This is a genomic window from Microbacterium sp. NPDC091676, from assembly GCF_044756645.1.
Classification (GTDB): Bacteria; Actinomycetota; Actinomycetes; order Actinomycetales; family Microbacteriaceae; genus Microbacterium; species Microbacterium paraoxydans_D.
The window spans coordinates 1283991-1309651 of sequence record NZ_JBIVTI010000001.1 but is presented as its reverse complement, the minus strand read 5'-3'; the positions used below and the strand labels follow the sequence as shown (position 1 = coordinate 1309651).

Genomic DNA, 25661 nt, shown 5'->3' with positions numbered 1-25661 from the left:
GCGTCGTATCCGAAATCATATATCATCGTCTCACCCCTCGGCAAGCAGATCGGATTCACGTCCGTGCGCGCCGTGACAACGCGGTCACAAGCACAAAGGAGACACCCCATGAGCGGGCAGTCACAGGATGGGTTCACGCCCACCGGAACCATCGCGACGGCGGCCGACCGGCGTCGTGTCGTCTTCGCCACCGTCGTCGGGACCACCGTCGAGTGGTACGACTTCTTCATCTACGCCACGGCGGTCGGGCTCGTCTTCGGACAGCTCTTCTTCGCTCCGCTCGGCGCCAACAGCGCTCTCGTGGGCTTCGCCACGGTCGGTGTGAGCTTCCTCTTCCGTCCCCTCGGCGCGTTCCTCGCGGGCCACTACGGCGACAAGTTCGGCCGCAAGGCCGTGCTGATGTGGACGCTGATCCTCATGGGTGCCGCGACCGCCCTGATCGGTCTGCTCCCCACCTACGAGACCATCGGCGTGCTGGCGCCGATCCTCCTCGTGCTGCTGCGCATCGTGCAGGGCATCTCGGCCGGCGGCGAGTGGGGTGGCGCGGTGCTGATGGCCGTCGAGCACGCCCCGCGCAAGAAGCGCGGCATCTTCGGCGCCTCCCCGCAGATCGGCGTGCCGCTCGGCCTGCTGCTCGCGTCGGGTGTCATGGCGCTGATGACCGTGATCGCTCCGGGAGACCAGTTCCTCGCCTGGGGCTGGCGCGTGCCGTTCCTGTTGAGCGTCGTGCTGATCCTCGTGGGCTACTACGTCCGCCGTCGCGTGGAGGAGAGCCCGGTGTTCGCCGAACTCGCCGAGCGCAAGGAGAAGGCGAAGATGCCGATCGTGCAGCTCTTCCGCAAGCACCTGCTGCTCGTCATCATCGCGGCCCTCGTCTTCGCCGGGAACAACGCGGTGGGCTACATGACCACCGGCGGCTACATCCAGGGCTACGCCACGAACCCCGACGGACCCATCGGTCTCGAGCGCGGACCTGTGCTGTGGGCGGTCGCCGGATCGGCCGTGACCTGGCTGCTGACCACGCTGCTGGCCGGCTGGGTATCGGACCGCATCGGCCGTCGCACGACCTACCTCATCGGCTGGGTGCTCCAGCTCGTCGGCGTGTTCACGCTGTTCCCGCTCGTCAACACCGGCGAGGTGGGGCTGCTGTTCGCCGGTCTCGCGATCCTCACGATCGGCCTGGGCTTCACCTACGGCCCGCAGGCGGCGCTGTACACCGAGCTGTTCCCCGCGAGCATCCGGTTCTCCGGCGTCTCCATCTCGTACGCGATCGGCGCGATCGCCGGTGGCGCCTTCGCGCCCACCATCGCGACGTTCATCGTCGATCAGACCGGCTCCACAGAGGCGGTCACCTGGTACCTCGCGGGCATGACGCTCCTCGGCCTCGTCGCCACGCTCCTGCTGCGCGACCGCTCGGGCATCCCGCTCGGTCCGGACCACGAGGAGGAGCAGTCCGTCAGCCCGATCCGCGGGCTCGCGAAGGTCTGACCTCCCCGCCACGAGAGCGCACGTCCCTCTGAGGGCGTGCGCTCTCGTGCGTTCCGGCTCAGCCCTCGAGGGCCTCGCGGATGAGGTCGGCGGAGCGTCGGAGGCGCGCGGCGATCTCCCCGTCGTCCAGGTCGGTCGCGACGTGCACGACGGCGATCGCGGCGGGCCGCTGACCGCGCAGGCGGAGCGGGACGGCGACCGACTGGACCGTGGGGATGACCTCGTCGTGGCTCGTGGCGTAGCCGCGCGCGGCGGCGGCGTCGACGTCGGCGCGCAGGGCGGGGGAGATGTCGGCGGGGACCTCCGCGCCGTCGAGCTGCGCGAGGATCGCCTTCCCGGGAGCGCCGACCGTGACGGAGTGCCGCGCGCCGGGGCGCTGGGCGACGCTGGCGACGGCGTGCCGCGGCTCGACGCTGGCGAGGGTGATGCACTCGGCCCCGTCGAGGACGGCGAGGAAGCAGGTCATGCCGAGCTCGTTCGCGATGGCGGTGAGCTCCGGCAGGGCCTCGGCCTGGAGGTCGTGGGCGACGCCGGCGGCGAGGGCGGCCATGCGGGCGCCGAGGCTCACGGCGCCGCTCGCGTCCCGGATCACGAGCCCGTGGTCCTCCAGGGTGCGGAGCAGGCGGTAGGCGATGGACCGATGCACATCGAGGCGCCCCGCGATGTCGTCGATGGTCAGCGCACCGCGGGCGTCGGCGAGCACCTCGAGGATGCGGATGCCGCGGCTCAGCGTCTGCGAGGCGGGGGCGACGGGGCGCTCGGGCATGGCTCTCCTTGCGATGCGCGAGGCACCGGTCTAGGCTGTGTTCAATAGTAGAACACTGTGTTCGAATATAGAACACGGAGTTCCTGGGCGCAAGACCCGACGAAGACGTCCGGAAGGAATCGACGACGATGCAGTTCCACCACCATGGCTATGTGTCCGGAGACCCGCGCGTGCAGGACGCCGCCGGCACCGGGATCGACCGCCCCGCCTCCCTGCCCGACGAGGTCGACGTCCTCATCGTCGGCTCCGGCCCCGCGGGCATGCTGCTCGCGGCGCAGATGTCGCAGTACCCCGACATCACCACTCGCGTCATCGAGAAGCGCGAGGGCCGCCTCGTCCTCGGACAGGCCGACGGCATCCAGCCGCGCAGCGTGGAGACCTTCCAGGCCTTCGGCTTCGCCGAGCGCATCATCGCCGAGGCCTACAACATCGGCTGGATGAACTTCTGGGGCCCCGACCCGGAGCACCCCGATCAGATCGTGCGGACCACCCGCACCGCGGACTACGCCTACGACATCTGCGAGTTCCCCCACCTCATCGTCAACCAGGCCCGCGTGCTGGACTACTTCGCCGAGGCGGCGGCCGACGGCCCCGGACGGATCGTGCCGGACTACGGCGTGGAGTTCCTCGGGCTCACCGTGCACGACGAGGGCGAGTACCCGGTCGAGGTGCGCGTACGGCACGTCGGCGCGGCGGAGGAGCGCGTCATCCGGGCGAAGTACGTGGCAGGCTGCGACGGCGCCCGGAGCGGGGTGCGGCAGGCGATCGGCCGCACCCACGTGGGCGCGAGCGCCGCACACGCCTGGGGTGTCATGGACGTGCTCGTCAACACCGACTTCCCGGACTGGCGCACGAAGTGCGCGATCAACTCGAAGGCCGGCAACATCCTGCACATCCCGCGGGAGGGCGGCTACCTCAGCCGCATGTACATCGACCTCGGCGAGGTCGCCGCGGACGACGACCACCGCGTGCGCCAGACGCCCATCGAGGAGATCATCCGGCGCGCCAACGCGATCCTCCACCCCTACACGCTCGATGTGAAGCAGGTCGCCTGGCACAGCGTCTACGAGGTCGGCCACCGTGTGACGGACGGCTTCGACGACGTCGACCCGGGTGTCGACCGCAGCCCGCGCGTCTTCCTCACCGGCGACGCCTGCCACACCCACAGCGCCAAGGCCGGCCAGGGCATGAACGTGTCGATGCAGGACGGGTTCAACCTCGGCTGGAAGCTCGGTTCCGTGCTGAGCGGCCGTGCTCCCGAGGCGCTGCTCGCCACGTACGGCGCCGAGCGTCGTCCTGTCGCGCAGCAGCTCATCGACTTCGACCGCGAGTGGTCCAGCCTCATGGCGCGCAAGCCGGAGGAGATCTCCGACCCGAACGAGCTGGCCACGTACTACCTCGCGACGGCCGAGTTCCCGTCCGGGTTCATGACCCGGTACACGTCCTCCATGATCACCGGCACGGACGCGCACCAGGCGCTCGCGGTCGGCTACCCGCTGGGCAAGCGGTTCAAGTCCGCCGAGGTCGTGCGGGTCGGGGACGGCAACGTCGTCCACCTCGGACACCACGCGAAGGCCGACGGCCGGTGGCGGGTCTACGCGTTCGGCGACCGGACCGGCGACGCGCTCGCCGCGTGGGCGGAGGCGGCGGCGCCCGTCTTCGCGCGGTTCACCCCGACGGATGCCGACGCCGATGCGGTGTTCGACGTGAAGGCCGTGTACCAGCAGCCCTTCGAGGAGGTCGAGGTCACGACGACGCCCGAGCTGTTCCAGCCGAAGACCGGCCCGCTCGGACTCACCGACTGGGAGAAGGTCTACGCCGCGGGACCGAGCAAGTGGTGCGGCACGGACATCTTCGAGGCGCGGGAGCTGTCCCGCGACGGCGTCGTGATCGTCGTGCGTCCGGACCAGTACGTCGCCGCGATCCTCCCGCTGGACGGCGTGGACGAGCTGGCGGGCTTCCTGGATGGGGCGCTGCTGCCGGTGCGCTGAACCTCGGCATGACACGTGTCATGCCGAGGAGATGACACCGCCCTCCGGACGGCCGCGCGCTCCGGCGCGAGGCTGGAGGCATGAACGAGACATCCGTGCAGGAGGGGGCACCGCGCGTCGCGTCGTCCTCCGCGTCCCCCGCCGGCGATGACAGACCCGTGGCGCTGGAGCTGATCGACGTGCGCAAGCACTTCGGCAGCGGCGAGCGCCGCGTGTCGGCCGTCGACGGTGTCGATCTCTCCGTCCGGCGCGGCGAGGTGGTCGCCCTGCTCGGCCCCAACGGCGCGGGCAAGACCACCACGCTCGACATGCTCCTCGGGCTCACCGCCCCCAGCAGCGGGACCGTGCGCGTGCTCGGGGCGGCCCCGGAGCGGGCCACCGCGAACGGGGCCATCGGGGCCGTGCTGCAGACGGGGGGCCTGCTCGGCGACCTCACCGTCGGCGAGACCGTGCGGCTGATCGCCTCGCTCTACGGGCGGGAAGCCCTCGCGCGCGTGCCGGAGGTGATGCGCCGTGCCGACCTCGCCGGTCTCGCGCGCCGCCGGGTGTCCAAGTGCTCGGGCGGCGAGCAGCAGCGCGTGAAGTTCGCGCTCGCGATGATCTCCGATCCCGACATCCTCGTGCTCGACGAGCCGACCGCCGGTATGGACGTCACCGCGCGGCGTCACTTCTGGGACGTGATGCGCGCCGACGCGGACGCCGGGCGCACGATCGTGTTCGCCACGCACTATCTGGAGGAGGCGGAGCAGTTCGCCCGCCGCACGGTGGTCATGCATCGGGGCACCGTCGTCGCGGACGCGCCCACCGCCCTGCTCCGCGCGAGCCTGGGCGAGCGCACGGTCTCCGCCACCGTTCCCGCCGTGTCGGACCCGCTGGTCGCCGCGCTGACCGCCGCGGAGGGCGTGACGGGCGTGCGCATCGACGGGGACCGCCTCAGCCTCCGCGCCACCGACTCCGACGCCGCCGCCCGCCTGCTGCTCGACGGGGGAGCGCACGACCTGGAGATCGCCGCCCCCACGCTCGAGACCGCCTTCACCGCCCTCACGGAGGACTGACATGACCACGACCGTCTCGCCCACCATGCTGCGCATCGAGGGGCTGCGCCAACTGCGCAACCCCTACACGCTCGCCTTCACCCTCGCCATGCCCGTGGCCATGTACCTGCTCTTCGGTGCGGGCATGGGGTATGGCACGCTCTCTGCCGGCAACGGCAACGTCTCCTTCTACGTGATGGTCTCGATGGCGGCCTACGGCACCGCGGTGGCGATGAGCTCGCTCACCTCGCTCGCGGCCACCGAGGCCAAGCAGGGGTGGGGAAGGCAGCTCGCGATGACGCCGCTGACGACCACCGGCTACGCCCTGACGAAGCTGCTCACCGCCGTGTCGTTCGCGGCGCTCGCCCTCGTCGCGGTGTTCGCCGCCGGGCTGCTCACCGGCGCGGAGGCGGACGGCGCCTGGCGCTGGGTCGTGACCGCCGCCCTCATCCTCGGCATCGGCCTCATGTTCGGCCTCTACGGGCTCGGGGTCGGCCTGTTCTTCGGCTCCGACTCCGCCGCCGCGCTCGCGTCCATCTCGATGACCTTCTTCGCCTTCTTCGGCAACGTGTTCATGCCGCTCGACGGCGTCATGCTCGACATCGCCCGGTTCACCCCGTTGTACGGCTTCGTCGCCCTGAGCCGGTGGCCGCTCACGGAGGGCGTGCTGACGACGGGGCAGACGGATGAGCTGTGGATGCTGCTCCTCAACGTCGCGGTCTGGCTCGTCGTCTTCGCGGTGCTGGTGACGATGGGCGTGCGGCGCTCGCGGTCACGGCGGTGAGCGCCCCGGCGCGACAGTAGGTTGGACGGATGACGATGCAGGAGGGCCGGGAGGCGGACGCCCGATCCGGGACGGGCAAGGACCCCTGGGCGCGGTTCGGCTGGCTGATGGCCGTCGTCTGGCTCGTGTTCCTGATCTACCCCGTCCTCGCGCTGCTCGCCTCCGCCGCTCCGCCGGCGTGGGTCGTCACGGGATGGGTGGCGCTGGTCGCGTTCATCGTCCTCTATGTGACGGGGTTCATGCACGGCATGCGCGGCGGAGGCGGCCTCGGTCGCACCCCCTCGCGGCGACAGTGGATCACGTTCGCCGCGCTCATCGTGTGCGCGCTGGCCACGATCCCGGCCGTGGGCGGGTCGGCGCTGAGCTTCCTGCCGTTCATCATGTCGTTCGCCTCGTACGGACTGACCCGTGCCTGGCACTGGATCACGACCATCGCCGCGCTCGTGGTGGCGGCCGGCTGCGTCTTCCTCATCCCCGACAACCTCTCCTACCTGTCCGTCCTCGCGATCGTCGCCCTCCTCGGCGTCGTGAACACGGTCTCGACCTGGCTCATCGTGCGCTCGGCGGAGGCGGAGCGGCTGGGCAGGGAGCTGGCGACCAGCGAGGGGAGGGAGGCCGTGGCGCGCGACGTGCACGACCTCATCGGCCACTCGCTGACGGTCGTCGGACTCAAGGCACAGCTCGTGCGGCGGCTGATGGACTCCGACCCGGAGCGCGCCAAGGCCGAGCTCGCCGACATCGAACGTCTGACCGCGGAGGCCATCGCCGGAGTGCGGCAGACCGTCGCCGGGGCGCGGGCGACGACCCTCGTCGAGCAGCTCGCGTCGACCGAGGACTCGCTGCGCGCCGCGGACATCGCGCTCGTCGTGGACGGGACCCCGGACGCCCTCTCGCCTGTGCAGGCGATCACGGCGAGCTGGATCCTCCGCGAGGCGACGACCAACACGCTGCGGCACTCCGGTGCCGCGGCCGTCCGTGTGCGCATCGCTCCGGGCGTGCTCACCGTGGAGGACGACGGTGTCGGGCCCGCGTCCGCGACCGGGCATCGCGAGGGCAACGGCATCCGGGGGATGCGGGAGCGCGCGGCGGCGGCCGGCGCCGGGTTCACCGTGCGGCCCGGCGAGGCGGCGGGCACGCGGGTGGAGGTGACGTGGTGACGGCGGCCCCGACAGTTCCGATCCGGCTGCTCATCGCCGACGACCAGGCCCTCGTGCGCGGGGCGCTCGGGGCCCTGCTCGACCTGGAGCCGGATCTCCAGGTGCAGGCCTTGGCGGCGGACGGCGCGGAGGCGCTGCGCCTGGCGGAGGAGCTGCAGCCGGACGTGTGTCTGATGGACATCCAGATGCCGGGGGTGGACGGCGTCGAGGCGACGACGCGGATCCGCGCGGTCAGTCCGCAGACGCGCGTGCTCGTGGTGACCACGTTCGCGCGACCCGGGTACCTGCGCGCGGCGCTCGACGCCGGGGCGAGCGGGTTCGTGGTGAAGGACACCCCGGCCGAGGAGCTCGCCGCGGCCGTGCGCCGCGTGCACGCCGGACTCCGGGTGCTCGATCCGAAACTCGCCGAGGAGAGCCTGTTCGAGGGAGCCAACCCGCTGAGTGACCGGGAGCGGCAGGTGCTGCGGCTCGCCGCCGACGGACGATCCGCGGCGGCCATCGCGGCGGAGGTGTTCCTGTCGGCGGGCACCGTGCGCAACCACCTCTCCGCCGCGATCGGCAAGACCGGTGCCGAGAACCGGGCGCAGGCGGTGCGGATCGCGTCCGACAAGGGCTGGCTCTGACTCCTCTGGCGGGTGTCGGAGGCCGCGCGTACTGTGAGGGCCGACGGGTGACGGAGCCCGACAGGAGGAGTGCGTGATGGACTGGAAGATCGAACTCATCTTCGTGCCGGTCAGCGATGTCGACCGGGCGAAGGACTTCTACGTGAAGATCGGTTTCCACGCCGACCATGACCAGGTGCCGTACGAGGGCCTGCGGTTCGTGCAGATGACGCCGCCCGGGTCGGCCTGCTCGATCGCCTTCGGCACGGGGCTGGACACCGGCCTGGCACCGGGGCAGCAGAACACCATCCAGGTGGTCGTCCCCGACGCCGACGAGGCGCTCGGCCATCTGCGGGGGCTCGGGGTGGAGGCCGAGGGCGTGGACGAGCAGGACTGGGGTCGCTTCGTGCGCTTCGACGACCCGGACGGCAACACCTGGACCCTGCAGGAGCTCCCGGACTACAGCGCACAGGGCTGACGGTTCCGAGTCCGGGTCCGGTTCGGCTCCCGGGTCGGGTCCGGGGATCAGGGGAGGCGCGTGGCCCCGCCCGAGACGACGAGGCCGCCGGAGGCCGGGATCGCGACGCGGAGTTCGCTCGGGCGACCGACGTGGGCGCCCTGACGGATGCGGACGGTGTCGCCCGGATAACCCTGCGCGCGGAGGTAGGCGCCGAGCGAAGCGGCCGCGGACCCCGTCGCGGGGTCTTCGGTGATGCGGCCCACGGGGAAGAGGTTGCGGGCCTCGATCTCGGCCGGATCCTCGGCGTGCAGCACCGTCACCGTGCCCTGCCAGCCCTGTGCGCGCATGAGGGCCGCCACGTCGGCAGGGGAGAAGCGGAACTGATGGAAGAGCTCCCGGTCGGCGACGAAGACGATCGGGTGCCAGTTGCCCGCGAACGCCTCGCGGACCGGGAAGCGCGGGTCCACGTCGGCCGGCTCCATCCCCAGGAGCGCGAGGAGGCGGTCCCGCACGACGGGGTCGAGGTCGCGGACCTCCGGCTCGACGCTCGTGAACGACACCGTCACCCGCCCCTCCGCGTCGGCGAACGACTCCATCGACACGACCCCTGCCGCGGTCTCGAACACGACCGTCCCCGGACCCTGCCGTTCGGCGAGCGCCACCGCGGTCGCGACCGTCGCATGCCCGCAGAACGGCACCTCCGCGGCGGGCGACCAGTAGCGCACCCGGAAGCGGGAGCCGTCCGCCGCGGCGTCCTGCACGAACGCGGTCTCCGAGTAGCCGACCTCGGCCGCGATCCGCTGCATGTCCGCCTCATCGAGCCCGTCCGCGGCGAGCACGACGCCCGCGGGGTTGCCGCCCTCCGGCGTCGCGGCGAAGGCGCTGTAGCGCAGGACCTCGGGAGCATCCGTCATCCCGGGAGCCTATCGGCCCGCACGGGTCAGGAGTTCACGCGGATGATCTCCTGCTGGTACGGCGCGATCACGTCGCCGGAGATCCGGAGGTCGAGGACGAGGAAGCGCCGGGTCGCCGGGTCCTCCTCGGCCCACGCGGCGAGGCGATCCAGGTCGCCGAGAGTCCGCACCACGACGCCCTCGGCGCCGACCGCGGCCCCGAACGCGGCGAAGTCGACCTCGGGGATGCGCATCGGACCCTCGGCCAGGCCCTTCAGCCCGTAGAGGTTGACCTCGGCGCCGTACGCGGCATCGTTCCAGACGACGGCCATGCCGCGTCCGCCCGCCGCCCGCACGGCCGATTCGAGGTCGGCGATCGCCATGAGCCCGCCGCCGTCACCCGAGGTGAGCACGATGGTCGCGTCCCGACGGGCGAGCGCCGCGCCCACCACGCTGGGCCAGCCCTGTCCGATCGACTGGAACGCGGTGCCGATCATCATCATCCGGTCGGGCGCGGCGACCGGCCAGTACATGTTCGCCCAGCCGATGAAGTGCCCGCCGTCCGAGACCACGACGCGGTCTTCGGGGAGGAGCTCGGCGATCCGGCGCGCCGCGGACCGCGGGTCGAGGCGGCCGTCCGGGGCGAGCTCGTCTCCGGCCTCGTACGTGCGGGCCGCGGCGACATCGACCGTCTCCCGCCAGGGTCGGGCGGACACGGCTGCGGAGTCCGCGCCCGACACGCCGCCCGAGTCGGGGGCGGCGGAGGGGGAGGAAAGGCGGGCGACGAGGGCCTCGGCGGCGAGACGGGCATCGGCGCGCACGAAGCCGCCGACATGGGCGTGCGTGGCGGCCGGAGCGGTGTCGATCTGGAACACCCGGGTGCCCGGGGCGAAGAGGTCGCCGAAGCGCATCGTGAACTGGTTCAGGCTGGCGCCGAAGACCACCGCGACGTCGGCCGTCCGCACGAGCTCCATCGCCCCCTCGGCGCCGAAGCCGCCGGTGACCCCGAGGTCGTACCGGGTGTCCGGGAAGATGCCGCGACCGAGGGCGGAGGAGGCGGTGAGGGCCCCGGTCTGCGCGGCGAGGGCGCCGAGAGCCTCGCCGGCGCCGGCCAGCCAGGCGCCGCGCCCGGCGAGGAGGAACGGGCGCTCGGCGTCGCGCAGGGCGGCGGCGATCTCATCCAGCATGCCCTCGGCGAAGTCCCCGCGCGGGGCGAGCGGGGCGGGCAGACGCGGAGCCGGGGCCGCCGGTACCGCCCCGGCCTCGAGGGCGGCGACGTCGTAGGGGATCGCGAGCACCACGGGGACGCGATAGGTGAGGGCGTGCTCGACGGCGATGACGGTGGTCGCGGCGGCATCGGTCCGCCCGACGGTATAGGTGCGCGCGCCCACCGCCGAGGCCAGAGCGATCTGGTCCACGTCCCACGGGCGCGGACCCGAGGTCGGCTCGTCGCCCACCACGAGGACGAGCGGCACGTGCGCCTGCACGGCCTCGGCCAGCGCCGTGATCGTGTTCGTGAAGCCGGCGCCGTAGGTGGAGGTGCCCGCAGCGATGCGGCCCGAGGCGCGGAAGTGCGCGTCGGCCGCGACGACCGCGCCCTGCTCGTGACGGACGGCGGTGAACGTGGCGTCGGTCTGCGTCTCGAGGGCGTCGAGGAAGTAGGCGTTGCCGTTGCCCATCACGCCGAAGACGGCATCGACGTGCTGGGCGAGGGTGAGGGCGACGTGCGCGGAGACGGAGGGCATGGAGAAGCCTTTCGAGACAGGGACGGAGAAGGGGGATCCGTATGTGTCTCGCCCTCGCGACGATGCGAGGTGCTTCGTGCCTCTTTTTCAGGCACCGGCGGGGCCGGACCTGCCCAGTCTAGCGGCGGCTCGGGCGGAGCGGATGCGCGAGAATGGACCGATGACGGATGCATCGATCGAGCGCGAGACGCTCACCTGGGACGGCTTCGGCGCGGCGACGCGCGATCTGGCGCGGAACATCTCGGCGACCGGCTTCGAGCCGGAGGTCGTGGTGGCGATCGCCCGCGGCGGCCTGCTCCCGGCCGGCGCCATCGCGTACGGGCTCGGCGTGAAGAACTGCGGCGCGATCAACGTCGAGTTCTACACCGGCATCGGCACCGTGCTGGACGCCCCGGAGGTGCTGCCGCCGGAGCTCGACATGGCCTACCTCGACGGCCGCCGCGTGCTGCTCGTGGACGATGTGGCCGACTCCGGTCGCACGCTGGCGCTCGCCGTCCAGCTGCTGCAGGAGAAGGGCGCCGACGTGCGTTCCGTCACGATCTACACGAAGCCCTCGACGCTCATCCAGCCGGACTTCGCGTGGAAGGACACCGACCTCTGGATCGACTTCCCCTGGTCGTTCCGCGGCACGGTGCGCCAGGAGGACGAAGGCCTCCCGCCCACGGCCTGATCAGGCGTCGTCCGTCGCACCCCGCCGCAGGGCCAGGAGCGTCTGGATCGTGTCGGCCTCCGCCGCGGTCTTGTCCGGACGGTAGCCCTTGACCCTGGCGAACCGGAGGGCGAGGCCGCCGGGGTAGCGCGGGGACCGCTGCACGCCGTCGATCGCGATCTCGACCACGAGCTCCGGCCGGAGGAACACCGTCGACGCGGAGCGATGGGTCTCGTGCGCCGGGAACTCGTCGGTCTGCCACTGCAGCAGCGCATCCGTGAGGCCCTTGAAGGTCTTGCCCACCATCACGAACCCGCCGGGGTCGCCGAAGTCGCCGTCCGGATCCCGGGCACCGAGGTGCAGGTTCGACAGCCATCCGCGGCGGCGCCCCGACCCCCACTCGGCGCCGAGCACGACGAGGTCGAACGTGAGGACGGGTTTCACCTTGACCCAGGACTTGCCGCGACGGCCGGCGGCGTACGGCGCATCCACGGCCTTCACGAGCACGCCCTCATGGCCGGCCGTCAGGGCTTCGCGGGACAGGCGCTCGGCCTCTTCCGCGCTGTCCGTCACGATGCCGGGCATGCGCCACTCGCCGGCGACCTCGGCCAGGACCTCCTGACGCACCGACAGCGGCTCGTCCAGCAGGTCGCGGCCGTCCACGTGCAGGACGTCGAAGAACCAGGGGCGCAGGGCGAGCTCGCGCGCCGCGTCCGCGCCGAACCGGGACATCGTCTCCTGGAACGGCCGGGGGCCGCCGTCCTCGTCGAGCGCCAGGGTCTCGCCGTCGAGGATGACCTCCTGCGCGGGAAGACCGCGGACGACCTCGACGATCTCGGGCAGGCGGTGGGTGACGTCCGCGAGGCTCCGTGTGTAGATGCCGACCTCGTCGCCGCGGCGGTGCACCTGGATACGCGCGCCGTCGAGCTTGTACTCGACCGAGGCGCGGCCGGTGATCTCCAGGGCGGCCGTGGGCGTCGGCGCGGTGGCCGCGAGCATCGGGAGGACGGGGCGTCCCACCCGGAGCCCGACCTCGTCGAGTGCCCCCTCGGCGCCGGTGAGCGCGAGCAGCGCCGTCTCGCCGAGGTCGCCGGAGAGCATGGCGGCTCGTCGCACCGTGGCGGGCGGGGCCTCGGCGGCGCGGGCGATGGCGTCGAGGAGCACGCCGCTCAGCGCTCCGGTGCGGAGCTCCCCGAGCATCGCCCTGGTCAGGAAGTCCCATTCGGGAGCGGTGGCCCGGGCGGCGAGGTCGTGCAGCAGCTCGCTGCGCACGCCCGCCGAACCGGAGCCCGAGGTGTGCGCGAGGGTGTCGAAGGCGTGGTCGACCTCCGCGATGGTCAGCGTCGGCGTCGCGGTGTGCTCGATGGCGAGGGCCGTCAGCCCCCGCCACCCCACGCCGAGGCGACCCTGGCGGGGTGCCGCGAGGAGCAGCCCCACGAGAGGCGGGATGTCGTCGGCGTCGGCCCGGCGGAGCAGCGCCGCGATCGCCTCGACCTTGGCCAGGCGGGACGAGGTCGCGGCGACCTGGTCGGTGGTGGTGACGAGCTCCGAGAGCAGCATGCGGGCATCCTCCCACCGGGGTCGGACACCGCGCGAGACGGTTGACAGCGACGACCGGGCCGTCGCGTCAGCGCCCGCGGAACTCTGGCTTCCGCTTCTCCTGGAACGCGGCGAAGCCCTCGCGGTAGTCCTCGGTGTCGCACAGGGCGGCCTGCGCCGCGCTCTCGACGTCGATGGACTCCCACAGGGTGAGGCGTTCGTCGCGGATGCGGGCGACGAGCTCCTTGCTCGCCCGGAAGGCGGCCGTGGCGCCGTGCGCGGCCTTCCCCGCAGCGGCCGTCGCGGCGGTGAGCACCTCGTCGTCCGGGAACACCTGGGAGAAGAGCCCCGAGCGCACGGCTTCCGTGCCGCTCATGAGCCGGCCGGTGTAGATGAGGTCGAGCGTCTTGTGCGGGCCGAGCCGGTCGAGGAACAGCGCGTGACCGCCGGAGTCGAGGGTCGCGCCGAGTGCGGCGAACGGGGAGCCGATCTTCGCGGACTCGGCGACGTACACGACGTCCGTCGCGATGAGCAGCCCGAGCCCCACGCCGAGGCAGGCGCCGTGCGCGACGGCGACCGTCGGCGCCGGGAAGCGGGACATCCGCTGCAGCAGGGGCGTCACGCGCCCGCCGAGGTAGCCGAGCACGTCGTCATCGCGCGGATCGACGGCGGAGATGTCCCGCCCGGCGCAGAACGCCCGCCCTTCACCGCGGAGCAGCAGCGCCCGCACCCCGGCGGCCTCCGCCTCCCGGTACGCGGCGTCGAGCTCGGCGAGGGCGGCCTCGTCCAGGGCGTTGAGCTTCGCCGGGGCGTCGAGCACCACGGTGGCGACGTCGTCGGCGATGGCGAGTTCGATCATCAGGACTCCTCAGACGTCGTAGTCCACGACCACGCGGTCGCTGGTCGGATGGGACTGGCAGGTGAGCACGTAGCCGCGCTCCAGCTCGTCGGGCTCCAGGGCGTAGTTCTCGGTCATCGTGACGCTGCCCTCGAGAACGCGCGCGCGGCAGGTGCCGCAGACGCCGCCCGCGCACGCGAACGGGGCGTCCGGGCGCACCCGCAGTGCGGCGTTCAGCACCGACTCGCGCGCCGCGACCGGGCTCTCCACCGTGGACGAGACGCCGTCGAGGTTCACCTCGATCCGCACGGTCTTCTCGCCCGAGCGCACCGTGACCGGTCGGGCCGCCCGCACCGGCTCCTCGCCGGTCGTGAACAGCTCGAAGCGCACGTGCTCGCGGGGCACGCCCACGTCGGCCAGCACGTCTCGGCACAGGTCCACGAGCGCGAGCGGTCCGCACAGGAACCACTCGTCCACGTCGGCCGGATCGATGAGCGCGTCGAGGATCGTCCGCAGCTTGGGCTCGTCGATGCGGCCGGACAGCACCGGCGCGGTCCGCTGCTCGCGGGACAGCACGTGGTGCAGCGTGAGTCGTGTCGGGTAGCGGTCCTTGAGGTCGGCGAGGTCCTCCAGGAACATGACGTCCAGCGTCGACCGGTTCGTGTAGAGGAGCGTGAACCGCGAGGTCCGCGACCGGGAGAGCACGGTGTGCGCGAGGGCCATCAGCGGCGTGATCCCGGAGCCGGCCGCGATGCCGACGACGTGCTTCTCGTCCAGATCGTCGAGGCCGGAGGTGAAGGTGCCCTGGGGGCTCATGACGTCGATGCGGAAGCCCGGGTGCAGGCCGGTCTGGGCCCATGTGGAGAACGTCCCGCCCTCGTCGCGCTTCACGGCGACGCTCAGGCGGGTGGGCGCCCCGTCGGTGCGATGCTCGGGCGCCCGGCAGAGCGAATAGGAACGCCGCACCTCCACGCCGTCCAGTGTCGTGCGCAGCGCCACGTACTGCCCGGGGAGGTGGTCGTAGTCGTCGGCGAGCTCCGCGGGCACCGTGAAGGTCACCTCGACGGAGTCCTCGGTGAGCGGGCGGACGTCCTCGACCTCGAGCGTGTGGAACCGGGCACGGCTGCGCGCCCGGGCGGGGGAGGCGGGAGAGGGCGCCGGCGCCGTCGCCGGGGCCGGGGAGAACAGCGACATCAGTGCACCTTGAAGTGATCGAAGGGTTCCAGGCAGGCTCGGCACTCGTACAGCGCCTTGCACGAGGTCGACCCGAAGCGGGAGACCTCCCGGGTGTCGAGGGAGCCGCACCGGGGGCAGCGCACGCTGAGGGCGAGCCGGATCGGACCGGCGGGTACGGCCGCGCGGCCGCTGGGCGGCGCGATCCCGTACGCGCGGAGCTTCTGCTTCCCGGCGTCGCTCATCCAGTCGGTGGTCCACGCGGGGGAGAGCACGAGCCGCACCTCGACGTCCGCGAAGCCGGCGGCCGTGAGCGCGAGCACCACGTCGTCGCGGATCGTGTCCATGGCCGGGCACCCGCTGTAGGTCGGCGTGATGTCGACGACCACGCGCTCGCCGCGGAGCTCGACCGCCCGCAGCACGCCGAGGTCCTCGATCGTGAGCACCGGCACCTCCGGGTCCGGCACGGCGGCGGCGATCCGCCAGGCCTCGGCCGTCGCGTCGGCGGTGGTCCGGGTCACCATGACGCCCCCGGGTGCCGTCGCGCCAGCACCTGCATCTCGGCGAGGATGTGCCCGAGCGGGGTCGCGTGCGCGCCGTTCCGGCCGCCCGCCGACGACGCCGACACCTCCGGCACCGTGAGCCCGGCCTCGGCGAACACGGTGTCGATGACCGCGTCGAACGGGGCCCGGAGGGTCGACGGCCGCACGGCGGCATCACCGAGTCGATCGATCAGCGGCTCGTCGCGGAACAGCTCGTCGACGTACGGCCACACCTCCGTGAGGGCACGGATCATCCGCCGTCGGGACTCCTCCGTCCCGCCCGCCAGGCGCAGCACCCACTGCACGGCGTGGTCGCGGTGGTAGTCGACCTCCTTGAGCGCCTTCTCCGCGATCGCGGCGAAGGTGGGCTCGGTGCTCGCGCGGAGGGCGGCGTAGAGCTCCACCAGGTAGACCGAGGCGACGAGCTGGCGCGCGATGGTCTGCGCGAAGTCGCCGTTCGGCTGCTCCACGATCCAGGCGCTGCGGAACTCCGGCTCGTCGCGGAAGTACGCGAGGTCGTCCTCGGAACGGCCGTCCCACGTGCCGGCGAAGTGCAGAAAGGAGCGCGCGTGGCCGAGGAGGTCGAGGGCGATGTTGCCGAGCGCCACGTCCTCCTCGAGCTCGGGGGCCCGGGAGATCCAGGCGCCGAGCTGCTGCGACAGGATGAGGGCGTCGTCGCCGAGCCACAGGGCGTACTCGGCGATGTCGGCGCTCGTCGCGGTCGTGCCCGCGCCGGCGAGCTCCTCGCTGAGCCGCAGCTCGTCGACGGAGACGTCGCCGTGCGCCTCCCCGTGGACGTCGCCGGCTCCCTGAGTGGAGCTGGGTCCCTGAGCTTGTCGAAGGGTCACAGGTGCGGCACCCCCTCGGAGGCGGTGTAGTACACCGCGTGCCGGTAGTTCTTGCCGGCGGGGCTCTCGAAGTACGCCCCCTTGGCATCGGGGTCGCTCGTGGTGATCGCCTCGGCGGGGACCGCCCAGATCGACACGCCCTCGCCCCGGCGGGTGTAGAGGTCGCGAGCGTTGCGGATGGCCATGTCGGCGTCGGGGGCGTGCAGCGAGCCGACGTGCACGTGGCTCAGCCCGCGGTTCGCCCGCACGAAGATCTCCCACAGGGGCCACGGTTCGTGTTCGACGTGTCCGGGGGTCGCCATCACGCCACCGCCCCTTCGACAGGCTCAGGGCGCAGACGGGAACGCTGCTTGCGGGCGTACTCTGCGGCGGCCTCCCGCACCCACGCGCCCTCGTCGTGCGCCGTACGGCGGCGCTCCAGACGCTCGGCGTTGCACGGGCCGTTGCCGCGCAGCACCTGGAAGAACTCGTCCCAGTCGATCTCGCCCATCTCGTAGCGACCGGTCTCCTCGTCGAACCGCAGGTCGGGGTCGGGGAGGGTGACGCCGAGGATCTCGGCCTGCGGCACGAGCATGCTCACGAACCGCTGACGCAGCTCGTCGTTGGAGAAGCGCTTGATCTTCCACGCCATCGACTGGGCGGAGTTGGGGGACTGGTCGTCGGGCGGCCCGAACATCGCCAGGCTCGGCCAGTACCAGCGGTCCACCGCGTCCTGCGCCATCTGCCGCTGCTCGTCGGTGCCGCGCATGAGCGAGAGCAGGATCTCGAACCCCTGGCGCTGGTGGAACGACTCCTCCTTGCAGATGCGCACCATCGCGCGCCCGTAGGGGCCGTAGGAGGCGCGGCACAGCGGCACCTGGTTGCAGATCGCGGCGCCGTCGACGAGCCAGCCGATCGCGCCCATGTCGGCCCAGGTCGGGGTGGGGTAGTTGAAGATCGACGAGTACTTCGCCGTGCCGGAGATGAGCTGGTCCATCATCTCGTCGCGGGTGATGCCGAGGGTCTGTGCGGCGGAGTAGAGGTAGAGCCCGTGCCCGGCCTCGTCCTGCACCTTCGCCATGAGGATCGCCTTGCGCTTGAGGCTCGGGGCGCGGGTGATCCAGTTGCCCTCGGGCTGCATGCCGATGATCTCGGAGTGGGCGTGCTGGGAGATCTGCCGGATGAGCGTCTTGCGATAGGCCTCGGGCATCCAGTCGCGCGGCTCGACGCGCTGCTCGTTCGCGATCAGCTCGTCGAACAGGCGTTCCTCGTCGGAGGTCTCGCCGTCCACGAGGGACAGGTCTGCGGGACTGGTCATCGTCGACTCCTCGGGCTCCGGTCCTTCTTTACTGACCGATCGTTAGGTAATTCTGACACACGCGACGGCCCGATTCAACAGGACATGTCAGCGGGAGCGCGAGATCAGCGCCAGCAGCGCGCGGCCGTAGGCTTCCGCCGGGTCCGGGTGCTCGAACCGCAGGGGAGCACCGGCGAGCTCGATCTCGACGCGGAACGTGTCAGGGAGGCGGGTGAGGGCACGGAACGTCCCGCGGAGTAGGTCGCGCAGCTGGTCCTCGCGCGGCAGCCACACCGCATCGGCGAGGGTCACGGCGTCGAGCGCCCACTCCGTCGTGCCGTTGAAGGCGAGGTCGGTGCCGGCCGGCGTCTGCCGCGCCTCGATGGTCATCGCGCTGACCGTGAAGACGTCGGCCTCCGCCTCCAGCTCCACCTCGTCCGGCAGATCGAGCTGGAAGCGGTCACCCTCCGCGGGTCTCCAGTTCAGGCCGGCATCGCGGAGCGCGACGGCGAGTTCGCGGGTGATCATTCCTCCACGCTACGGCCTCGACGGCGGTCGTCCACCGAGACCGGGCGGCGGTCGGAGCCCTGTCGGAGGTCTGTCGGAGGTCTGCGGCAGAGTGGAGGGCATGACCTCCCCGACCGCCGTGCCTCTCCGCGAGGCCGCCCGCGCCGCCCTCGGCGAACTCGTCGGCCGTCCCGACGTCGACTTCCACGACGGCCAGTTCGAGGCGATCGAGGCGCTGGTGGAGGGGCGTCGCCGCGCGCTCGTGGTGCAGCGCACCGGGTGGGGGAAGTCGGCGGTGTACTTCGTCGCGACCCTGCTCCGCCGTCGGCAGGGGGCCGGCCCCACCGTGCTCGTCTCTCCGCTCCTGGCGCTCATGCGCGACCAGATCGCCGCAGCGGAGCGTGCGGGCGTGCGCGCCGTGGCGATCAACTCGACCAACGCCCACGAGTGGGCGGAGGTGCAGGAGCGTCTCGCCGGAGACGACGTCGACGTGCTGCTCGTCTCGCCGGAGCGGCTGAACAACCCGGCCTTCCGCGAGGAGCAGCTGCCTGCGCTGGTGGCGCGGCTCGGCATGCTCGTCGTCGACGAGGCGCACTGCATCAGCGACTGGGGGCACGACTTCCGCCCGGACTACCGCCGACTGCGCGACCTCATCGCGCAGATGCCCGCCGACGTGCCGGTGCTGGCGACGACCGCGACGGCGAACTCCCGCGTGGTGGCGGACGTGGCCGAGCAGCTCGGGGCGCTGCCGGGCGGCGCGGAGGGAGCGGAGGCGGTGCCCGTGCTCACGATCCGCGGGCCGCTCGCCCGCACCTCGCTGCGGCTCGGCGTGCTCCGCCTCAAGGACTCGGCGAGCCGCCTGGCCTGGCTGCTCAGCCACCTCGACGACCTCCCCGGCAGCGGGATCATCTACACGCTGACGGTGTCGGCGGCGGTCGACACCGCGCGGTTCCTGCGCGATCACGGCCATGACGTGCGGGCCTACACGGGGCAGACCGACCCCGAGGAGCGTGCGGAGTCGGAGGGCATGCTCAAGCGCAACGAGGTGAAGGCGCTCGTGGCCACCAGCGCCCTCGGCATGGGGTTCGACAAGCCGGACCTCGGATTCGTCGTGCACCTCGGAGCCCCGTCCTCGCCCGTGGCGTACTACCAGCAGGTGGGACGAGCGGGGCGTGCCAGCGAGAGCGCGGACGTGCTCCTGCTCCCCGGTGTCGAAGACCGCGAGATCTGGCACTACTTCGCGACCGCGTCGATGCCCGATCGGGAGCGCGCGGAGCGGGTGATCGCCGCGCTCGGCGACAGCCCGATCTCGACGCCGGCGCTGGAGGCCCTCGTCGACATCCGCCGCACGCCGCTCGAGCTGCTGCTGAAGGTGCTCGACGTGGACGGTGCCGTGCGTCGCGTGCAGGGCGGCTGGATCGCGACCGGACACTCCTGGACGTACGACGCCGAGCGCTACGAGCGCATCGCCGCGGAGCGGGTCGCGGAGCAGGAGCACATGCTCGAGTACGAGCGCACGGACGGCTGTCGCATGGCCTTCCTGCAGCGGGCTCTCGACGACGACACCGCGGCCCCCTGCGGCCGGTGCGACAACTGCGCGGGCGTGTGGTTCCCGGCGGAGGTCGCGCAGACGGCGAGCGTGCAGGCGGCGGCCTCCCTCGACCGGGTCGGCGTGCCGGTCGAGCCGCGTCGCGCGTGGCCGACAGGGGCCGACCGCCTCGATGTGCCGGTGCGCGGCCGCATCCCCGCGGGGGAGCAGGCCGACGAGGGGCGTGCCCTCGCCCGGCTCACCGACCTCGGCTGGGGCGGCACGCTGCGCGAGGTCTTCGCGGCCGGCGCCCCGGACGCCCCGATCAGCCCGGCGCTGCTGCAGGCGTGCGTGCGCGTGCTCGCCGGGTGGGACTGGGCGGAGCGGCCGGTGGCCGTGATCGCGATGCCGTCGCGGTCTCATCCGCAGCTCGTCGACTCCCTCGCCCGCGGGCTGTCCGAGATCGGGCGGCTGCCGTACCTCGGCGCGCTGGAGTGGCGGGGCGGAGGGCCTTCGGGGCAGGCGGGCGGGAACAGCGTGTTCCGGCTCGCGGGGGTGTGGGACCGGTTCGACGCGGCGCATCTCGAGGTCCCCGCCGGTCCGGTCTTGCTCGTCGACGACCTCATCGACAGTCGGTGGACGCTGACGGTCGCGGCACGCGCGGTGCGGCAGGCCGGGGCCACGGCCGTGCTGCCGTTCGCGCTCGCTCTGCGCGGCTGAGGCCCGGGGTCAGTCCTCGGCGGGGGCCACGGGTGGTGGCCAGGTCGTCGCGCCGAGTTCGCGGGAGATGTTCCGTGCCGTCTCGCGGAGCGCGTGCACGACGGTGTCGGATGCCGGCGCCTCCGCGGTCGGGAGCACGACGGCCACCGCGGCGACGATCGTGTTCGAGGCGTCGGCGATCGGCGCCGCGAGGGACGACTCGCCGAGGACGGCCTCATCGCTCTCCGCCGCCGTCCCGCGCTCCGCGATCCCCGGCAGCTCGAGGGTCAGTCGGGCCACGTCGGTGATGGTGTCGCCGGTGAGGCTGCGCAGGGGCTCGGCGAACACGCTCTGCTGGAAGCCCTGGTCGTACGCGAGGAGCACCTTCCCCATCGCGGAGGCGTGCGCGGGGACGGCCATCCCCGTCTCCAGCATCTGCGGGCTGTCGTCGGGGCGGAGGTTGTGATGGATGACGAGGACGTCCGTGAGGTGCGGGGCTCCGAGGCGCACGGACAGCTCCGTCCGCCGCGCCAGGTCCTGCGTCCAGCGCATCGCCCGCGCCCGCACGTCCAGGGTGTCGAGATACACGTTGCTCAGTCGCAGCAGCGTGGGGCCGAGCATGTACCGCTGTCCGCCGCGCTCCTTCGCGACGAGGCCGTGCGCGCGCAGCGACTTCACCAGGCCGTGCACGGTCGACGGCGGCAGGCTCAGGGCCGCGGAGAGGTCCGTGATGCCGAGGTGGCGGGCGCCCTGGAGCAGGTCGAGGATCTTCGCCGCGCGGTCGATCGCCTGGATCATGCGCGTCCTCCTTCCGGTCGTCGTCGAGCCGGGTTTCCGGTCGCCGGATCGATCTTGACAACCCGGCAGGCTCCGAGCATATTCGACATTGACGAATCCCTTTCGGATTTTCGCTCGAGACTCACGCCGCATCAAAGGAGATCGCAGGATGAAGAAGCTCATCAACGCCCCGGAGGACGTCCTCGTCGAGTCCCTGAAGGGCGTCGCCGCCGCGCACCCCGAACTCTCCGTCGACCTGGAGAACCACGTCATCACCCGGGCGACACCGAAGGAACAGGGCAAGGTGGCCGTCGTCTCCGGAGGGGGATCGGGCCACGAGCCGCTGCACGGCGGCTACGTCGGCACCGGCATGCTCGACGCGGCCGTCGCCGGCGAGGTCTTCACCTCGCCCACCCCCGACCGCGTGCAGGTCGCCACCCAGGCGGTCGACCGCGGGGCCGGTGTGCTGCACATCGTCAAGAACTACACCGGCGATGTGCTGAACTTCGAGATGGCCGCCGAGCTCGCCGCCATGGAGGGGATCGAGGTCGGTACGGTCGTCGTGGACGACGACGTGGCCGTGCAGGACTCGCTCTACACCGCGGGGCGGCGCGGCGTCGGCCTCACCGTCCTGCTGGAGAAGCTCGTGGGGGCGGCGGCGGAGGAGGGCCGCGACCTCGCGGCCGTGGTCGACCTCGCGAAGCGCATCAACGGTCAGGGGCGCTCCATGGGCATGGCCCTCACCAGCTGCACGGTCCCCGCGGCGGGCAAGCCCACCTTCGACCTCCCCGACGATCAGATGGAGATCGGCATCGGCATCCACGGCGAGCCGGGACGCCACCGTGAGCCGCTCGCCCCCGCGTCGGAGATCGCGCGGCAACTCGTCGAGCCGATCCTGGGCGACCTCGACGCCAGCGGGCCCGCGATCGTGATGCTCAACGGCATGGGAGCCACGCCCCTGATCGAGCTCTACCTCATGTACGGCGAGGTCGCGTCGATCCTGGAGAAGTCCGGCGTGCAGATCGCGCGCAACCTGGTCGGCAACTACATCACCTCCCTCGACATGGCCGGGTGCTCCGTCACGGTGCTGAAGGCCGATGACGAGCTGCTCCGCCTGTGGGACGCACCGGTGAACACCCCCGGCCTGCGGTGGGGCGCGTGATGGCGGCCGTCGACACCGACGTCCTCGTCGACTGGATCTCCCGCTACCGGGAAGCCGTCACCGCGCAGCGGGACTGGCTCACGGAACTGGACTCCGCGATCGGGGACGCCGATCACGGCGCGAACATGGCGCGCGGCTTCACGGCGGTCGGAGAGAAGCTCGCGGCGACGACGCCCGCGACGATCGACGAGCTGCTCAAGTCCGTCGGCATGACCCTGGTGAGCTCGGTGGGCGGCGCGAGCGGCCCCCTCTATGGCACGTTCTTCCTGCGCATGGGGATGTCCGCCGGTGCGGTGACGTCGCTCGACGGACCGGCGCTCGCCGCCGCGCTCCGGGCGGGGCTGGAGGGCATCGTCGCGCGGGGCAAGCCCGAGGCGGGCGACAAGACCATGTTCGACGCCATGGCTCCCGCGGTGGACGCCTTCGACGCTGCCCTCGCCGGAGGAGCCGATACCGCGGCCGCCGCCAGGGCGGCGGCGGATGCCGCGGCCGCCGGCCGCGACGCCACGGTGCCGCTCGTCGCCCGGAAGGGCAGGGCGAGCTACCTCGGTGAACGCAGCGCCGGCCACCTCGACCCCGGTGCCGCCTCGACCGCGCTCCTGTTCGAGGCGCTCGCGGCGGCCCTCGCGGACGCCGGATGATCGGGATCGTCGCCGTCTCCCACAGCGCCCGGCTCGGGGAGGCGGCGCTCGAACTCGCCCTGCAGATGGTGCCGGGCGGCGGCGTGCCGGTGCGCGTGGCGGCCGGGGCGGGCGTGGACGCCGACGGCGCGCCCATCCTCGGGACGGACGCCGTCGCGGTGTCCGCGGCGATCGACGAGCTCGCCGCCGAGGTCGACGGCGTGCTCGTGCTGATGGACCTCGGGTCGGCCGTGCTGAGCGCCGAGCTCGCGTTGGAGCTGCGCAGCAGCGACGTGCCGGTGCGGCTCGCCCCGGCCCCGTTCGTCGAGGGGCTTCTCGCCGCGGTCGTGGCCGCGGCGGCCGGGGCCGACCTCGATGCGGTCGCCGGCGAAGCCGCGTCGGCCCTCGCCGCGAAGACCGGTCAGCTCGTCGCGCCGGACGCGTCGACGACCGCCGATTCCTCGTCGGTGTCGGAGGACGACGGTTCCTCCCCGCCGCCCGAGGAGGCCGGAGACACGGTGTCCCGTCGTGTGCGGGTACGCAATCCTCTCGGCATCCATGCCCGGCCCGCCGCGCTGATCGCGGAATCGGCGGCGGGCGCGGACGTCCGTCTGCGGCGACTGCCGGACGGCCCGGAAGCCGCGGCCGGGAGCCTGACCCGGTTGCTGGCACTCGGCGCGCGGCAGGGGACCGAGATCGAGCTCACCGGTCGAGGAGCGGATGCTGAGGCGGCGATCGACCGCCTGGTCTCGCTCTTCCAGGAAGGATTCGGCGAGGGCGTCGAGTCGGACGAGGGCGCCGCCGGAAGCCCCGGAGCCGCGCCCGCGCCCGTGCGCGCCACCGCCGGCGACGACGAGGCAGGAGCCCGGGCCGACCACGAGTCGGCGCCGACGCCGGAGATCGTCTCCGGATCCGTGCTGCAGGGCCGCGGCGTCAGCCCGGGACGTGTGGCCGCGAGGGCGGTGTCCCTCGCACCGGCACTCCCGGAACCGGATGCCGAGGCCGTCGTCCCTCCGGAGGGCCGGGATGCCGAGGTCTCCACGATCGAGTGGGCCGCGGTGGCCGTCGCCGATCAGCTGCGTTCGCGCGCCGAACGGGCCCGCGGGGAGGCGCGGGCGATCCTGGACGCGTCCCGGCTCCTCGCCTCGGACCCGGAGCTCGTCGCCGAAGCCACCGCCCTCGTGCGCGCACAGGGACGGACGGCGGCGCGGGCGGTCTGGGAGACGTCTGCGGCGCACGAGGCGGCGCTCACGGCTCTCGGCGGGAGGATGGCGGAACGAGCTGCCGACATCCGTGACGTCCGCGACCGCATGATCGCCGAGATCCTCCGGGTGGATATGCCGGGAGTCCCCGAGCGCGATGAGCCCTTCGTGCTCGTCGCGACCGACCTGGCCCCCGCCGACACGGCTGCGCTGGACGGCGGGAACTGCGTCGCCCTCGTGACCGCGGACGGCGGGCCCACGTCGCACACGGCGATCATCGCGCGGGCGCTGGGACTGCCTGCCGTGGTCGGGGTGCCAGGGGCGACCGGGATCCCCGAGGGCGCCATGCTCCTCGTCGACGGGGATCGCGGCACGATCCACGTCGACCCGGACGAGGCGGAGATCGCCGAGGCGCGGGCCGCGGCGGTCGTGGTGACCTTCGACGGGCGGGGCCGTCTCGCGGACGGGACCCGCGTGCCTCTCCTGGCCAACGTCGGAGGAGCGTCGGATGCCGGGAGCGCGGCCGCGGCGCACGCCGAGGGGGTCGGGCTCTTCCGCACCGAGTTCTGCTTCCTCGACCGGACAGCGGCGCCGAGCATCGAGGAGCAGGTCGAGGCGTACCGCGGGGTGCTGCGCGCATTCCCCGGGCGGAAGGTCGTCGTGCGCACCCTGGATGCGGGGAGCGACAAGCCGTTGCCGTTCGCGAACGACGACGACGAGGAGAACCCCGCGCTCGGCGTGCGGGGCCTGCGCCTCTCCCGTCGCCGGCCCGCGCTCCTCGACGACCAGCTCCGCGCGCTGGCCAGGGCCGCCGATGCGGAATCCGCCGAGGTGGAGGTCATGGCCCCGATGGTCGCCACGGTCGACGAGGCCGCGGACTTCGCGGCGCGGTGCCGTGCCGCGGGGCTGGACAGAGCGGGGATCATGATCGAGACCCCGGCGGCGGCGCTGCTGGCCGCCGAGCTGTTCGAGGTCGTGGACTTCGTGAGTCTCGGGACCAACGATCTCGCGCAGTACACCCTGGCAGCGGACCGACTGTCCAGTGCGCTCGCCGATCTCAACGATCCCTGGCAGCCGGCGGTCCTGCGGCTCATCGGGACGGTCGGGGCGGCGGGACGTGCGGCGGGCAAGGCCGTCGGCATCTGCGGGGAGGCGGCCGGTGACCCGGCACTCGCCCCCGTGCTCGTCGGGCTCGGAGCGACCTCGCTGTCGATGACGCCTCGCGCCCTCGGCAGGGTGGCGGCCGCGCTCGACGCCGTGGACGCCGATGCCTGCCGGCGGGCGGCCGAGGGCGCGAGCGGCGCGAGGACCGCGGCGGACGCGCGGCGGGCGGCCGCCGGCATCCTGAGTCCCGGATCCTGACCGCTATCCTTCCCTCAGG

The 25661-nt window shown here is 72.6% G+C and carries 24 protein-coding genes; 12 read left to right on the top strand and 12 right to left on the bottom strand.

From position 1 onward, the window contains the following. Positions 1 to 108 precede the first annotated feature (108 nt). On the top strand, positions 109 to 1488 hold the full coding sequence (locus ACIQID_RS06470) for an MFS transporter (protein WP_136051969.1): 1380 nt from the start codon (positions 109 to 111) through the stop codon (positions 1486 to 1488). A gap of 58 nt (positions 1489 to 1546) precedes the next feature. On the opposite strand, the gene ACIQID_RS06465 is transcribed toward ACIQID_RS06470, so the two are convergent. Beyond that, positions 1547 to 2254, bottom strand: a complete 708-nt coding sequence (locus ACIQID_RS06465; protein ID WP_400283074.1) for an IclR family transcriptional regulator — start codon at positions 2252 to 2254, stop codon at positions 1547 to 1549. 128 nt (positions 2255 to 2382) lie between these two features. Here ACIQID_RS06465 and ACIQID_RS06460 point away from each other — a divergent pair, with 128 nt between their 5' ends. The 6 genes from ACIQID_RS06460 to ACIQID_RS06435 all read left to right on the top strand — a co-directional run bounded on the left by ACIQID_RS06460 (position 2383) and on the right by ACIQID_RS06435 (position 8300). Further along, complete coding sequence (locus tag ACIQID_RS06460) at positions 2383 to 4245, top strand: FAD-dependent monooxygenase (RefSeq protein WP_312673418.1); 1863 nt, start codon at positions 2383 to 2385, stop codon at positions 4243 to 4245. An 80-nt stretch (positions 4246 to 4325) separates the two neighbouring features. Then, positions 4326 to 5300, top strand: coding sequence for an ABC transporter ATP-binding protein (locus tag ACIQID_RS06455; protein ID WP_400283070.1), 975 nt, complete (start codon positions 4326 to 4328; stop codon positions 5298 to 5300). 1 nt (position 5301) lies between these two features. Further along, positions 5302 to 6063, top strand: coding sequence for an ABC transporter permease (locus ACIQID_RS06450; RefSeq protein ID WP_400283067.1), 762 nt, complete (start codon positions 5302 to 5304; stop codon positions 6061 to 6063). A gap of 29 nt (positions 6064 to 6092) precedes the next feature. Further along, entirely contained in the window at positions 6093 to 7220 is a 1128-nt protein-coding gene (locus ACIQID_RS06445) for a sensor histidine kinase (protein WP_400283064.1), read from the top strand. After that, positions 7217 to 7843 (top strand): response regulator transcription factor, encoded by a 627-nt coding sequence (locus ACIQID_RS06440; protein ID WP_312673413.1) that lies wholly within the window; start codon positions 7217 to 7219, stop codon positions 7841 to 7843. Before ACIQID_RS06445 ends, ACIQID_RS06440 begins: the two co-directional genes overlap by 4 nt. A gap of 76 nt (positions 7844 to 7919) precedes the next feature. Next, positions 7920 to 8300, top strand: coding sequence for a VOC family protein (locus tag ACIQID_RS06435; protein WP_400283060.1), 381 nt, complete (start codon positions 7920 to 7922; stop codon positions 8298 to 8300). 47 nt (positions 8301 to 8347) lie between these two features. Here ACIQID_RS06435 and ACIQID_RS06430 read toward each other — a convergent pair whose 3' ends face one another. Together ACIQID_RS06430 and ACIQID_RS06425 are read right to left on the bottom strand one after the other, a co-directional pair. Continuing rightward, positions 8348 to 9196 (bottom strand): PhzF family phenazine biosynthesis protein, encoded by an 849-nt coding sequence (locus tag ACIQID_RS06430; RefSeq protein ID WP_400283057.1) that lies wholly within the window; start codon positions 9194 to 9196, stop codon positions 8348 to 8350. 26 nt (positions 9197 to 9222) lie between these two features. Further along, entirely contained in the window at positions 9223 to 10920 is a 1698-nt protein-coding gene (locus tag ACIQID_RS06425) for a thiamine pyrophosphate-binding protein (RefSeq protein WP_400283054.1), read from the bottom strand. A 160-nt stretch (positions 10921 to 11080) separates the two neighbouring features. Between ACIQID_RS06425 and ACIQID_RS06420 the strand changes: the two genes are divergently transcribed. Next, positions 11081 to 11590 (top strand): phosphoribosyltransferase, encoded by a 510-nt coding sequence (locus tag ACIQID_RS06420; RefSeq protein WP_400283051.1) that lies wholly within the window; start codon positions 11081 to 11083, stop codon positions 11588 to 11590. Here ACIQID_RS06420 and ACIQID_RS06415 read toward each other — a convergent pair whose 3' ends face one another. From ACIQID_RS06415 to ACIQID_RS06380, 8 genes are all read right to left on the bottom strand, one after another. Next, positions 11591 to 13129 carry an ATP-dependent DNA ligase gene (locus ACIQID_RS06415; protein WP_400283048.1) on the bottom strand — a complete coding sequence of 513 codons (1539 nt, stop codon included), beginning with the start codon at positions 13127 to 13129 and terminating at the stop codon, positions 11591 to 11593. A gap of 67 nt (positions 13130 to 13196) precedes the next feature. Further along, entirely contained in the window at positions 13197 to 13967 is a 771-nt protein-coding gene (locus tag ACIQID_RS06410; RefSeq protein ID WP_400283045.1) for an enoyl-CoA hydratase/isomerase family protein, read from the bottom strand. Between the two features lie 9 nt (positions 13968 to 13976). Further along, entirely contained in the window at positions 13977 to 15140 is a 1164-nt protein-coding gene (gene paaE, locus ACIQID_RS06405) for a 1,2-phenylacetyl-CoA epoxidase subunit PaaE (RefSeq protein WP_400283042.1), read from the bottom strand. Next, a complete protein-coding gene (gene paaD, locus ACIQID_RS06400; RefSeq protein ID WP_312673404.1) occupies positions 15140 to 15643 on the bottom strand; it encodes a 1,2-phenylacetyl-CoA epoxidase subunit PaaD in 504 nt (167 codons plus the stop codon). Before paaD ends, paaE begins: the two co-directional genes overlap by 1 nt. Beyond that, entirely contained in the window at positions 15637 to 16509 is an 873-nt protein-coding gene (gene paaC / locus ACIQID_RS06395) for a 1,2-phenylacetyl-CoA epoxidase subunit PaaC (protein WP_400283038.1), read from the bottom strand. The genes paaD and paaC overlap by 7 nt, the downstream gene beginning before the upstream one ends. Continuing rightward, positions 16506 to 16811, bottom strand: a complete 306-nt coding sequence (paaB, locus tag ACIQID_RS06390) for a 1,2-phenylacetyl-CoA epoxidase subunit PaaB (RefSeq protein ID WP_062635989.1) — start codon at positions 16809 to 16811, stop codon at positions 16506 to 16508. The genes paaC and paaB overlap by 4 nt, the downstream gene beginning before the upstream one ends. Then, the gene (gene paaA, locus ACIQID_RS06385) at positions 16811 to 17806 is read right to left on the bottom strand and encodes a 1,2-phenylacetyl-CoA epoxidase subunit PaaA (RefSeq protein ID WP_400283035.1); all 996 of its coding nucleotides are present in this window, start codon (positions 17804 to 17806) and stop codon (positions 16811 to 16813) included. Before paaA ends, paaB begins: the two co-directional genes overlap by 1 nt. Before the next feature lie 87 nt (positions 17807 to 17893). Continuing rightward, the gene (locus ACIQID_RS06380; RefSeq protein WP_312673401.1) at positions 17894 to 18313 is read right to left on the bottom strand and encodes a pilus assembly protein CpaE; all 420 of its coding nucleotides are present in this window, start codon (positions 18311 to 18313) and stop codon (positions 17894 to 17896) included. 100 nt (positions 18314 to 18413) lie between these two features. Here ACIQID_RS06380 and ACIQID_RS06375 point away from each other — a divergent pair, with 100 nt between their 5' ends. Further along, on the top strand, positions 18414 to 20540 hold the full coding sequence (locus ACIQID_RS06375) for a DEAD/DEAH box helicase (protein WP_400283031.1): 2127 nt from the start codon (positions 18414 to 18416) through the stop codon (positions 20538 to 20540). 9 nt (positions 20541 to 20549) lie between these two features. Here ACIQID_RS06375 and ACIQID_RS06370 read toward each other — a convergent pair whose 3' ends face one another. Continuing rightward, complete coding sequence (locus tag ACIQID_RS06370; protein ID WP_312673399.1) at positions 20550 to 21317, bottom strand: IclR family transcriptional regulator; 768 nt, start codon at positions 21315 to 21317, stop codon at positions 20550 to 20552. Positions 21318 to 21465: 148 nt separating this feature from the next. Between ACIQID_RS06370 and dhaK the strand changes: the two genes are divergently transcribed. The 3 genes from dhaK to ptsP are packed head-to-tail and all read left to right on the top strand — an operon-like array spanning position 21466 to position 25642. Continuing rightward, positions 21466 to 22458 (top strand): dihydroxyacetone kinase subunit DhaK, encoded by a 993-nt coding sequence (gene dhaK / locus ACIQID_RS06365; RefSeq protein ID WP_400283026.1) that lies wholly within the window; start codon positions 21466 to 21468, stop codon positions 22456 to 22458. Then, positions 22458 to 23099 (top strand): dihydroxyacetone kinase subunit DhaL, encoded by a 642-nt coding sequence (dhaL, locus tag ACIQID_RS06360; protein ID WP_400283023.1) that lies wholly within the window; start codon positions 22458 to 22460, stop codon positions 23097 to 23099. Before dhaK ends, dhaL begins: the two co-directional genes overlap by 1 nt. Continuing rightward, complete coding sequence (gene ptsP, locus ACIQID_RS06355) at positions 23096 to 25642, top strand: phosphoenolpyruvate--protein phosphotransferase (RefSeq protein ID WP_400283020.1); 2547 nt, start codon at positions 23096 to 23098, stop codon at positions 25640 to 25642. Before dhaL ends, ptsP begins: the two co-directional genes overlap by 4 nt. Positions 25643 to 25661 lie beyond the last annotated feature (19 nt).